This window comes from Rhodococcus sp. NPDC058521 (genome assembly GCF_042719695.1).
In the GTDB taxonomy this organism is placed as follows: Bacteria; Actinomycetota; Actinomycetes; order Mycobacteriales; family Mycobacteriaceae; genus Rhodococcus_F.
Genome location: NZ_JBHXNL010000008.1, coordinates 1 through 11,395, shown reverse-complemented (window position 1 = coordinate 11,395; position 11,395 = coordinate 1). Strand labels below are relative to the sequence as shown.

Below are 11,395 nucleotides of genomic sequence, written 5' to 3'. Positions count from 1 at the left end.
TCCGACTCATACGAACTTCGCTGCCGCCCTGGCTATCGCCAGTTCCTCGTTGGTGGGGATGACCAGAACCTCCACGGACGAGCCGTCGGACGAGATCCGCCGCTCACCGCGGGCGCCGTTCTCGTTGCGTGCAGCGTCGACCTCGATGCCCAACCGTTCGAGTCCCGCGAGGCTGTCCCGGCGAACGTCGACGTTGTTCTCCCCCACTCCGCCCGTGAAGGTGACGACGTCCACCCCGCCGAGTTCGACGAGGTATGCCCCGATGTATCGGCGCAACCGGTGCACATACACGTCGTATGCCAACTTCGCGTCGTCGTCACCCTTCTCGACGAGCTCACGCAGCGCACGGAAATCGTTCACACCGGAAAGGCCTAGGAGGCCGGACTTCCGGTTGAGCAGATTGTCGATCTCGTCGACGTGTAGGCCCGCGCTGCGGCGAAGATGAAACACGATGCCGGGATCGATGTCACCGGACCGGGTACCCATGACCAGCCCCTCGAGGGGGGTCAGCCCCATCGAGGTGTCGATTGCCGTGCCCCCGTCGATCGCCGAGGCCGAGGCCCCGTTGCCGAGGTGGAGGACGATCTGCTTCAACTCGGCCGGATCTCGGTCGAGGAACGCCGCCGCCCGCCCCGACACGTACTCGTGCGAAGTGCCGTGGAATCCGTACCGCCGAATATCGTGCTCTCTGGTCACGTCACGATCGATGGCGTAGGTGGCTGCGGCGGCGGGGAGCGTGTGGAAGAACGCAGTGTCGAATACACCTACGTGCGGTACGTCGGGCAACTCTTCCCGGGCGACCTCCAGCCCGAGCACGTTGGGCGGGTTGTGAAGTGGCGCAAGCGAGGACAGTCGATCGATCTCGCGAACCACCTCGTCGTCGATCAACGTCGGCTCGTAGAAGACCTTGCCGCCGTGCACGATACGGTGCCCGACGGCGATGATGCCGGACTCGTCCAGTGGGCTCCCCACCTCGGCCACGATGTCGGACAACATCTTCAGCCCCGCTCGGTGGTCGGGTATCTCGAGCGTCCGCTCGATGTCGCCGCCACTGTGGTGGAAGACGATGCGTCCTTCGGGTTCACCGATCCGTTCGATCAATCCGGAAGCGGGAGTGCTCCCGTCGGCGGGATGGACGAACTGGAACTTGATCGAGGACGAGCCCGAGTTGATGACGAGGACCGAGCCTTGCGTTGCATCGGTTGCCCTGCTCGCTTCGCTCACTTCTCCACTCCCTGAGCCTGAATCGCCGTGATGGCGACGGTGTTCACGATGTCCTGAACCAGCGCTCCGCGCGACAGGTCGTTGACGGGTTTGTCGAGTCCCTGCAGAACCGGTCCGACCGCTATCGCTCCCGCACTACGCTGGACGGCCTTGTACGTGTTGTTACCGGTGTTCAGGTCCGGAAACACGAACACGGTGGCTTTACCGGCGACCCGCGAACCCGGCATCTTCTGATCGGCGACGCTCTGTTCGACTGCGGCGTCGTACTGAATCGGGCCCTCCACCAGTAGGTCGGAGCGGCGCTCACGCACCAACTCGGTTGCCTTGCGCACCTTGTCGACGTCGGCGCCGGTACCGGAGTCGCCCGTCGAATAGGACAGCATCGCGATGCGCGGATCGACACCGAACTGCGAAGACGTCTCGGCCGAAGAAATTGCGATGTCCGCAAGCTGCTCTGCGGTCGGATCGGGAACCACAGCGCAGTCACCATAGGCCAGAACCCGGTCCGCGAGACACATCAGGAAGATGCTCGACACCGTCGACACTTCCGGTTTCGTCTTGATGATCTCGAAGGACGGCCGGATGGTGTGAGCTGTCGTGTGGGCCGCGCCGGACACCATTCCGTCGGCAATTCCCAAGTGCACCATCATGGTTCCGAAGTAGGAGATGTCGAGCATCGTCTCCCGCGCGCGCTCGACTGTCATACCCTTGTGCTTGCGGAGGCGGGCGTACTCCTCGGCGAACCGATCGCCGTAGTCGGATTCTCGCGGATCGAGGACCTGGGCGTCCGCCAGATCCACACCGAGTTCTGCCGCACGGCGGCGGACGCTCGCTTCCTCACCGAGCAGAGTCAGGTCCGCCACACGCCGCTGCAGGAGCCGTCCCGCTGCCCGCAGAATCCGATCGTCTCCACCTTCGGGAAGGACGATGTGCTTGCGTTCGTCGCGTGCGCGGTCGATCAGCTGGTATTCGAACATCTGTGGGGTGACGACCGACGGAATCTGCACCTTCAGCCGGTCGAGCAGCACAGCCGAGTCGACGCGCTGTTCCATCAGGCTGAGGGCCGTGTCGACCTTGCGCTGCGAGCCGACCGCAACGCGACCGCGAGTCTGAGCCGCAGCGTTGGCGGTGTCGAAGGTGCCGAGTTGGGTTGTGAGAATCGGCAACCGAGGTTTGAGACCCTCCATCAGGGCAGCTATCGACGGGTGCGGTTCGAGTCCGCCGTTCATGATGATTCCCGCAAGCGAGGGGAAACCTTCGGCCTCGTGCGCGTTCACCAGTGCCAACAGCACGTCCGAGCGGTCACCGGGGGCGATGACGACCTCACCGTCGACGAGACGTTCGAGGATATGTTCGGACGTCATGCCGCCGACCATCACGTGCAGCGCCTCGCGGTGCAGCAGTTCGGGGTCGCCGCTGTAGAGCGACCCGTCGATCGCTTCGAGGAGCTCCGCCATCGTCGGCGCGACGAGGAGGGGAATCTCGGGCAGACTCCACGCCGGAACGTCGAGCGCCCCCAGGGCGGACTTCACCGTCTCGAGGTCGCCGGGATCGCACCGGTTGGCGACAACGGCGAGCAGGTGCGCGTGGTGCGTTGCCAGTTCGCCCGCACACATTTGTGCGAGCTGTGCGACCTCGTCGGGGGTGCGCCGCGCCCCGCGAAGTGCGAGCAGCACTGGGGATCCCAGATTCACGGCGATGCGCGCATTGAATCCAAGCTCACTGGGGCTGCCGACATCGGTGTAGTCGCTACCGACGATCACGACGGCATCGCAGTGATCGGCCACTTCGTGGTACTTGGAGACGATCTCGCTGAGCGCACCCTCCGGGTCCGCGTGCACCTGCTCGTAGCTGACGCCGACGGTCTGTTCGTAGCTCAGATCGGCTGTCGTCTGTTCGAGCAGGAGCTCGAGGATGTAGTCGGGTTCATCGGTCGATCGCGCGATCGGCCGAAAAACACCGACCCGCGCTGCCGACGCGCACAGCATCTGGAGGACACCCAGTGCAATCGTCGACTTTCCGGTATCGCCTTCCGGGGAGGCGATGTACACACTCGACACGGTTCCGTTCACGGATGCGGCAGGCATGTGCACCACCATAACGGGGCTCCGCCCCGTGAGTGGTTGGCGAGTGCAGAGACTCGCTAACCACTCACAGGCGGCGGAGCCGCGGGGCCAGGTCGCGCTCGAAGAGATCGAGGAATCGCCGCTGATCATTGCCGGGCGCGTGGAACACGAGGTGGTTGAGTCCCGCATCCAGGTACGGCTTGATCAGGTCGACGGCCTGATCCGGGTCGGACGCGACGATCCACCGCTTCGCGACCTGCTCGATCGGCAGTGCATCGGCGGCCTTCTCCATCTCGATCGGGTCGTCGATGCTGTGCTTCTGCTCGGGCGTCAGTGACAGCGGCGCCCAGAACCTGGTGTTCTCCAACGCCTTGTCCGGGTCGGTGTCGTAGGAGATCTTGATCTCGATCATCTTGTCGACCTCGGCGACATCGCGTTCTGCCTTCGCCGCCCCCTCGGCAACTGCCGGCAGCAACTTGTCGTTGTAGAGCTCCATGCCCTTGCCGGACGTGCAGATGAAACCGTCACCCGCGCGCCCCGCGTAGCGCGCGACAACGGGCCCGCCTGCGGCGATGTAGACGGGGATTCCACCTTCGGGAACGTCGTAGATCGAGGCGCCCCGGGTCGTGTAGTAGTCACCTTCGAAGTCGACGCGATCACCCAGCCAGAGTTCACGCATGAGTCGCACCGATTCCCGGAGCCGGGCGAATCGCTCCTTGAATTCCGGCCAAGGCCCGTCGAATCCCGTGGCGATCTCGTTGAGTGCTTCACCGGTGCCGACGCCGAGCATCACTCGGCCCGGGTACAGGCATCCCATCGTCGCGAACGCCTGTGCGATGACGGCGGGGTTGTAGCGGAAGGTCGGCGTCATCACCGAGGTCCCGAGCTGAAGCCGCTCGGTGCGCTCACCGACCGCGGTCATCCAGGCGATCGAGAAGGGCGCGTGCCCACCTTCGTGACGCCAGGGTTGGAAATGATCGGACACGGTGGCCGAATCCATGCCGTGTGCCTCCGCGAGGACACCCAGTTCCACCAGTTCTCGCGGACCGAACTGCTCCGCCGAGGCCTTGTATCCGAGCTTCAGTTCCTGCGCCACCGTGTGCTCCTGTCCGTCGGTCGTTCTCCTGCCTGCACACTAGAACGCAGCGACGACGCTGGCGATACCCGCACCTACCGCCACCGCGATCAAGCTCACCGAGAAGAGCCACATCTCGTGTGGGCGCGGCATCGGAGATCCGTCGCGAAGCGCCTTCTCGACCTGCCGCCAACGACGCATTCCGACGAGTGCGGCCAACCCGGCCAGCGCGATCAGCACGAGCCCGAGAAGGGTGCGCACCCAGCCGGTGCTGAACCCCGGGATGAGATGCATCATGGCGATGCCACCGGCAAGCAGTGCCAGGGAACTGCGCATCCAGGCGAGAAAGGTGCGTTCGCTCGCGAGTGTGAATCGTTCGTCGGGACGTTCCGGTTCCGTCACGTTTCCCATACTGACACCGAAATGTTCGTCGGGGCCGTGCTCGACCGGTCTAGCGTGAGATTCACACGAGGAACAGGGGGCGCCATGCGCACAAGGCCGTCGAGACTTCGGGTTCTGAGCATTCCCGCGCTCATGGTGCTGTCCCTCGTCTGGGCGTTGGTTGCCGCACCGTCCGCGTCGGCGCAATCGCAGATCATGCGCATCGACGTGTATTCGCCGTCGATGGGGCGCTGGATCCCCAACGACGTCATCACCCCGGCAGGCGGCGGCAGCGCACCCACGTTCTATCTCCTCACCGGAATCGGCGGGGGCACCGACGGAATCTCCTGGTTCAACAATACGAACGTCCGTGACTTCTTCGACGACAAGCACGTCAACGTCGTGATGCCGGTGGGCGGCGAGTACAGCATGTACACCGACTGGCTCGCGGACGATCCAGTCCTCGGCCGCAACCAGTGGCAGACCTACCTGACCAGGGAACTACCCGCTGCGATCGAGAGCAGGCTCGGAGCCAACGGAGTCAATGCGATCGGCGGGGTGTCCATGGCCGGCAGTTCGGTCCTCGATCTCGCAACCCAGGCGCCGGGCATGTACCGGGCGGTCGGCTCGTACAGCGGCTGCGCCAATACCAGTGGCGTGATCGGGCAAGCGATGGTTCGGTCCATGGTCGAACTCCGTGGCGGCGGCAACGCCACGAACATGTGGGGTTCGATGATCGATCCGTTGTGGCGCGTACACGATCCGATGGTGAACGCGGAACGCCTACGCGGAACAGCACTGTTCGTCTCGAGCGGAAACGGTGTTCCGGGCCCGATCGACAACCACAACCCAGCTCTCGTCGTCCCGCAGACCATCGGCGGCAGCGTCGTCGAGCTGGTGTCCGGCGTGTGCACCGGCGCTTTCCAGGCCAGACTCGCTTCGCTCGGTATTCCGGCGACGTTCCACTACGTGTCGCAGGGTTCGCACTCCTGGGGGCTGTTCGAGTCCGAGCTCCGTGAATCCTGGTCGGTCATAGGCGGTGCAATCGGGGCCTGACTCCCCCGTTAGTGTCCAGGCTGTGACTCCACTCGAAGTTGTCGGCATCCTCGTCGCCGGGTTGGGCGCGGGTGCGATCAACGCCGTCGTCGGCAGTGGCACATTGATCACGTTCCCCACGCTCGTGGCTTTCGGATTCCCTCCGGTCACCGCAACGATGTCGAATGCCGTCGGACTCGTCGCGGGCGGTGTCTCCGCAACCTGGGGGTATCGACGCGAACTGTCCGGACAGCTCGACCGGCTCCGTTGGCAGATTCCGGCATCTCTGCTGGGCGCTGTTCTCGGGTCGTGGCTGCTCCTTCACCTGCCGGAGACGGTGTTCGCGACGGTCGTGCCGGTTCTGCTTGTTCTGGCGCTGGTGCTGGTCGTCCTCCAACCCCGAATTCAGAAATGGGCGAAGAAGCGCGCCGACGTCGAGGCGGGGCTCGGTCCGCTGCGGCTGACGCTCCTGACGATGGGAACCTTCCTCGTCGGCGTCTACGGCGGCTACTTCACGGCCGCGCAGGGAATCCTGTTGATGGGTGTGATGGGTGCGATCCTGCCCGAGAGTCTCCAGCGCATGAACGCCGCCAAGAATCTTCTCGCACTCGTCGTCAACGTCGTTGCGGCACTGGCGTTCACCTTCGTCGCGTTCGACCGGATCAACTGGGCTGCGGCAGGCTTGATCGCGATCGGTTCCCTGGTGGGTGGCGTGATCGGCGCCAGGTACGGACGCCGAATGTCGCCTCCCGTCCTGCGTGGGACCATCGTCGTCGTCGGCCTCATCGGCCTGTGGCGACTTCTCGGCTGACTCGTCAGCCTGGCTTGGAGCCGTCACGCAACCTCGGGTGCTGTCGCATAATGGCGTGCATGGGCGGAAGCGAAGAGAACCCCGGCTGGACATACCTCATGGACATGGACGGTGTCCTCGTCCACGAGGAGCATCTCGTCCCGGGAGCCGACGAACTCATCATCGAACTCCGGGAGACCGAAACGCCGTTCGTCGTCCTCACCAACAACTCGATCCGCACCCCGCGAGACCTGCGGGCCCGACTGCTGCAGTCGGGCCTGGACATCCCGGAGAAGTCGATCTGGACCTCGGCCCTGGCCACCGCCACCTTCCTGGCGAGTCAACGGCCCAACGGCAGTGCGTATGTCGTCGGCGAATCGGGCCTGACCACCGCCCTGCACGACATCGGCTACGTCCTGACCGAGAACGACCCCGACTACGTGGTCCTCGGCGAAACCCGTACCTATTCCTTCGAGGCGATCACCACCGCGATTCGTCTGGTCGAACGGGGCGCGCGGTTCATCGCCACCAACCCCGATCCGACCGGGCCGTCCCGCGACGGGTCACTACCCGCCACCGGCTCCGTCGCCGCGCTCATCAGCCGGGCGACGGGACGCGATCCGTACTACGTGGGCAAGCCGAATGCACTCATGATGAGGTCCGCGCTGCGCGAGATCGGTGCGCATTCGGAGCACACCCTGATGATCGGCGATCGCATGGACACAGACATCGTGTGCGGTCTCGAGGCGGGATTACAGACCATCCTCGTCCTCACGGGCATCTCCACCCGCGAGTCCGTCGAACGCTACCCATACCGGCCCACCGCGGTGCTGACCTCCGTGGCCGATCTGGTCGGCCGTACTGCCCACCCCTTCACCCCTGTGAGTGGTTAGCGAGTCCAGGGACTCGTCAACCACTCACAGGCGCGGAGCGCCTGTGAGTGCGCGGTCGAAGTCGTTCAGCAGGTCGACAGGCTCTTCGAGGCCGACCGAAACACGCACCACACCGTCCGTGATCCCCACTGCCGCACGCCCTTCCGGGCCCATCGCGCGGTGCGTCGTGGTGGCCGGGTGGGTGATCAGAGACTTCGAATCGCCCAGGTTGTTCGAGATGTTGACCAGACTCAATCCATCCAGAACGTCGAACGCCCGCTTCTTCGCGACGTCGCCGTCACCCTTCACCGAGAACGTGACGACAGTTCCACCACCGCTCATCTGTCTCTTGGCGAGTTCGTACTGCGGATGCGACTCCAGGTACGGGTAACGCACCCACTCGATAGCGTCGTGGCCCTCGAGGAACTTCGCGATCTGCAGCGCCGAGTCGACCGAGTGGCGAATCCTGATCGGCATCGTCTCGAGACCCTTGAGAAGGGTCCATGCATTGAACGGACTCAAAGCCGGCCCGGTATGCCGCATCAAGTTCTGCACCGGGCCGTCGATGTACTCCTGGCTTCCGAGGATCGCACCGCCGAGCACGCGGCCCTGGCCGTCGATGTGCTTGGTCCCCGAGTACACGACGACGTCCGCGCCCAGCTCGAAACTGCGCTGCAACAGGGGCGTGGCAAACACGTTGTCCAGCACCACCTTCGCGTCGGCAGCATGCGCCATTTCGACGACGCGCGGAACGTCGACGAGTGACTGCATCGGATTCGACGGGGTCTCGAAGAACACGGCCGTGGTCGGAACCGAAAGCGCTTCCTCCCACTGCTCGAGGTCGTCGCCGTCGACGAAGACCGTCTCGACTCCCCAGCGCGGGAGGATCTCGTTGCACACCACGAAGCACGACCCGAAGAGGCTTCGGGCTGCGACCAGACGGTCACCGGCGCCGAGTAGCGCGCCCAGTGCGGTGAACACCGCGGACATGCCGCTCGAGGTACCGAAGGCGGCTTCCGCGCCGTCGATGAGCCGCAGCCGTTCCTCGAACATCTTGACCGTGGGGTTGCCGTAGCGGGAGTAGACGAAGTGGTCGAGGTCGCCGGTGAACGAAGCCTCGGCGGCACGCGCACTCTCGAAGACGAACCCCGAGTTGAGGAACAGCGCCTCGGACGTCTCCTCGAATCCCGATCGCAGCGTCCCACCGCGCACACTGATCGTGCCCAGTCCTACGTCCTCGGGAAGCTCGCTCTCGAACGCGCCGCCCTGGGGAATGTTCTTGCTCACGACTGCCTCCACGGCAGGCCGACTGCCCGCCAACCCACAGCTCCCCGGTGTCCGTCGGCGTCGAGTGCGCCTTCGAAACCGTCGAGCACGTTGTACGACGGACCGATTCCTGCCGCCGTTGCTGATACTGCCGCACCGATCGATCGCTGACCCGAGCGACACAGAAAGACCACCGGCGCGGATTCGCCGCCCGTGATTCCTGCCTCTTTCAGCTGATCGACGAAGTTGTCGTTGCGCGCGCCAGTCGGGTATCCCACCCACTCGACCAGGACGGTTCTGCGGCCCAAAGACTCGAGGTCCGGGACTCCCACGTACCGCCATTCGGCGTCCGTGCGCACATCTACGAGAACGGCGTCAGGGTTGTCGCGGAGCAGCTCCCAAGCGTGCTCCGGCGTTATGTCGCCTGCGTAACTCACACGACCAGCTTTCCACAGGCGCCGAAAGCTCGCCTGCGCGGGCGGTCGGCACGGTCTTCCCGCCGTCAGTTGCAGATGACCCACTTGTCGCCGTCGCGGGTCAGTTCCCACGTGTCGGTGGTCTCGCCCTTGTCGTCGGAAGCGTTGATCCGCACCTGTGCCCGAGCACGGTCGCCGTTGACCTCGGCTTCGTCGACGCCAGCTACCTCGATCTCACCGTCGCGACCGGCGACGGGCGCACGATCTTCCGAATAGTTCTCACACACGAGCGTGTCCAACAGGTCCGAATCGTTGTGATTGTGCGCCTGCACGTAGTCGGCGACGGCGCGGTTGATGCGGTCGGACTCGGTGACGTTCTCGTCGGCCGGCGAGATCCAGCCGGCGACGAAGATGCCGACGATCACCAGCGTGACGATCGCCACCGCGGCGAGAAACGGGGTGGCGGTGACGCGCCTGGGATCTTCTCCCGGATCATGTTCGGATGATCCACTCGAGTCGGACATGACTTCCCTTCGGGTCGTGACGACAGCGATTGTATCGACGGGTGCACCACCTCCCACGGTGCACATCACAAGCCCGATTTGTGGGGGCTCAATCGAAACCCACCTACCGCAGAATCGGCCAATCCTATTAGGCTGGGCTTTGTTTACTGTGCACAACTTGTCGCCCATCAGAAGGTAGTTCGCTCCAGATGACTGATCAGACTCGTTCGGAAGCTGCGTCCGCGCAGGCCCGCGCCTTGCGCGTTGCAATCGTCGGTGCCGGCCCCGCCGGCATCTACGCCGCCGACGCCCTCATGAAATCCGACGCAGACGTCAGCATCGATCTGTTCGAACGGATGCCCGCACCCTTCGGTCTGATCCGCTACGGCGTCGCCCCCGATCACCCGCGGATCAAGGGCATCGTGACGGCCCTGCACAAGGTGCTCGACAAGCCGAACGTGCGTCTGCTCGGCAACATCGACTACGGATCCGACATCACGCTCGAGGATCTGCACAGCTTCTACGATGCGGTGATCTTCTCGACCGGAGCCAACGCCGACCGCGCACTCAACATCCCGGGCATCGACCTCGACGGCAGCTACGGCGCCGCCGACTTCGTGTCCTGGTACGACGGCCACCCAGACGTCCCACGCACCTGGCCGCTCGAAGCCGAGAAGGTCGCAGTGCTCGGCGTCGGCAACGTCGCACTCGACATCGCCCGTGTCCTCGCGAAGACCGGCGACGAACTCCTCCCCACCGAAATCCCCGCGAACGTATACGAGGGCCTAAAGGCCAACAAGGCTCTCGAGGTCCACGTGTTCGGCCGCCGCGGACCGGCGCAGGCGAAGTTCACCCCGCTCGAACTGCGCGAACTCGATCATTCGCCCACCATCGAGGTCATCGTCGACCCCGAGGACATCGATTACGACGAGGGTTCCGAGACCGCCCGCCGCAACTCCAAGCAGGTGGACATGGTCGCCAACACCCTCCAGGACTGGGCCATCCGCGACGTGGGAAGCCGCCCGCACAAGCTGTTCCTGCACTTCTTCGAGTCGCCCACCGAGGTTCTCGGTGAGGACGGCAGGGTCGTCGGCCTGCGCACCGAGCGCACCCAGCTCGACGGCACCGGCAACGTCAAGGGCACCGGCAAGTTCAACGACTGGGACGTCCAGGCCGTGTACCGCGCCGTCGGCTACCTGTCGCAGAACATCGCGAAGCTGCCGTTCGACGAGCAGGCGGGCACCGTCCCGAACGAAGCCGGTCGCGTCATCGCCGACGACACCGCCGAGGGCGCCGCCCGGTTCATGAAGGCCACCTACGTCACCGGTTGGATCAAGCGTGGCCCCGTCGGCCTCATCGGCCACACCAAGGGCGATGCCAACGAGACGGTCGCCAATCTCCTCGAAGACGCAGCGGACTTCGCCGAGCCGACCAACCCCGCCGAGGACGCGATCATCGAGTTCCTCGAGAACAAGCAGGTTCCGTACACCACCTGGCAGGGCTGGTACCGCCTCGACGCCCACGAGCGCAGCCTCGGCGAGCCCGAGGGCCGCGAGCGGATCAAGGTCGTCGAGCGTCACGACATGCTCAAGGCGTCCGAGCCCGACAAGGCTTGAGTGTCCGGGCCCGACACGGCCTGACCTGATCCGACCAATGTCACACCGGTTCGATTCAGGCGGTTTCAAGTGGCGGATGCAACGAGCTCGTTGAACGCTTGCGTTGGTGTGCGCCAGCCTAGCGTTTGACGGGGTCGCCCGTTGAGTGAGT

The 11,395-nt window shown here is 64.7% G+C and carries 11 protein-coding genes; 4 read left to right on the top strand and 7 right to left on the bottom strand.

Annotated elements, in window-relative coordinates; genetic code table 11:
* Positions 1 to 6 precede the first annotated feature (6 nt).
* The 4 genes from ACFWO3_RS14080 to ACFWO3_RS14065 form a co-directional block, all read right to left on the bottom strand.
* Complete coding sequence (locus tag ACFWO3_RS14080) at positions 7 to 1,224, bottom strand: acetate kinase (protein WP_378578393.1); 1,218 nt, start codon at positions 1,222 to 1,224, stop codon at positions 7 to 9.
* Entirely contained in the window at positions 1,221 to 3,311 is a 2,091-nt protein-coding gene (gene pta / locus ACFWO3_RS14075) for a phosphate acetyltransferase (protein WP_378578390.1), read from the bottom strand. Before pta ends, ACFWO3_RS14080 begins: the two co-directional genes overlap by 4 nt.
* 64 nt (positions 3,312 to 3,375) lie before the next feature.
* Positions 3,376 to 4,386 carry a glucose-6-phosphate dehydrogenase (coenzyme-F420) gene (fgd, locus tag ACFWO3_RS14070; protein ID WP_378578388.1) on the bottom strand — a complete coding sequence of 337 codons (1,011 nt, stop codon included), beginning with the start codon at positions 4,384 to 4,386 and terminating at the stop codon, positions 3,376 to 3,378.
* Between the two features lie 39 nt (positions 4,387 to 4,425).
* Positions 4,426 to 4,767: a YidH family protein gene (locus ACFWO3_RS14065; protein ID WP_378578385.1), complete on the bottom strand. Its 342-nt coding sequence runs from the start codon at positions 4,765 to 4,767 to the stop codon at positions 4,426 to 4,428.
* An 84-nt stretch (positions 4,768 to 4,851) separates the two neighbouring features.
* Here ACFWO3_RS14065 and ACFWO3_RS14060 point away from each other — a divergent pair, with 84 nt between their 5' ends.
* From ACFWO3_RS14060 to ACFWO3_RS14050, 3 genes are all read left to right on the top strand, one after another.
* Complete coding sequence (locus tag ACFWO3_RS14060; protein WP_378578382.1) at positions 4,852 to 5,802, top strand: alpha/beta hydrolase; 951 nt, start codon at positions 4,852 to 4,854, stop codon at positions 5,800 to 5,802.
* A gap of 22 nt (positions 5,803 to 5,824) precedes the next feature.
* A complete protein-coding gene (locus ACFWO3_RS14055) occupies positions 5,825 to 6,592 on the top strand; it encodes a sulfite exporter TauE/SafE family protein (RefSeq protein ID WP_378578379.1) in 768 nt (255 codons plus the stop codon).
* A 98-nt stretch (positions 6,593 to 6,690) separates the two neighbouring features.
* Positions 6,691 to 7,464, top strand: coding sequence for an HAD-IIA family hydrolase (locus tag ACFWO3_RS14050; RefSeq protein ID WP_378578805.1), 774 nt, complete (start codon positions 6,691 to 6,693; stop codon positions 7,462 to 7,464).
* A gap of 24 nt (positions 7,465 to 7,488) precedes the next feature.
* Here ACFWO3_RS14050 and ACFWO3_RS14045 read toward each other — a convergent pair whose 3' ends face one another.
* From ACFWO3_RS14045 to ACFWO3_RS14035, 3 genes are all read right to left on the bottom strand, one after another.
* The gene (locus tag ACFWO3_RS14045; RefSeq protein WP_378578801.1) at positions 7,489 to 8,742 is read right to left on the bottom strand and encodes an O-succinylhomoserine sulfhydrylase; all 1,254 of its coding nucleotides are present in this window, start codon (positions 8,740 to 8,742) and stop codon (positions 7,489 to 7,491) included.
* Entirely contained in the window at positions 8,727 to 9,146 is a 420-nt protein-coding gene (locus ACFWO3_RS14040) for a rhodanese-like domain-containing protein (RefSeq protein WP_378578377.1), read from the bottom strand. Before ACFWO3_RS14040 ends, ACFWO3_RS14045 begins: the two co-directional genes overlap by 16 nt.
* A gap of 65 nt (positions 9,147 to 9,211) precedes the next feature.
* The gene (locus tag ACFWO3_RS14035) at positions 9,212 to 9,649 is read right to left on the bottom strand and encodes a hypothetical protein (protein ID WP_378578375.1); all 438 of its coding nucleotides are present in this window, start codon (positions 9,647 to 9,649) and stop codon (positions 9,212 to 9,214) included.
* 188 nt (positions 9,650 to 9,837) lie between these two features.
* Between ACFWO3_RS14035 and ACFWO3_RS14030 the strand changes: the two genes are divergently transcribed.
* A complete protein-coding gene (locus tag ACFWO3_RS14030) occupies positions 9,838 to 11,244 on the top strand; it encodes an FAD-dependent oxidoreductase (RefSeq protein ID WP_378578373.1) in 1,407 nt (468 codons plus the stop codon).
* Positions 11,245 to 11,395: the final 151 nt, after the last annotated feature.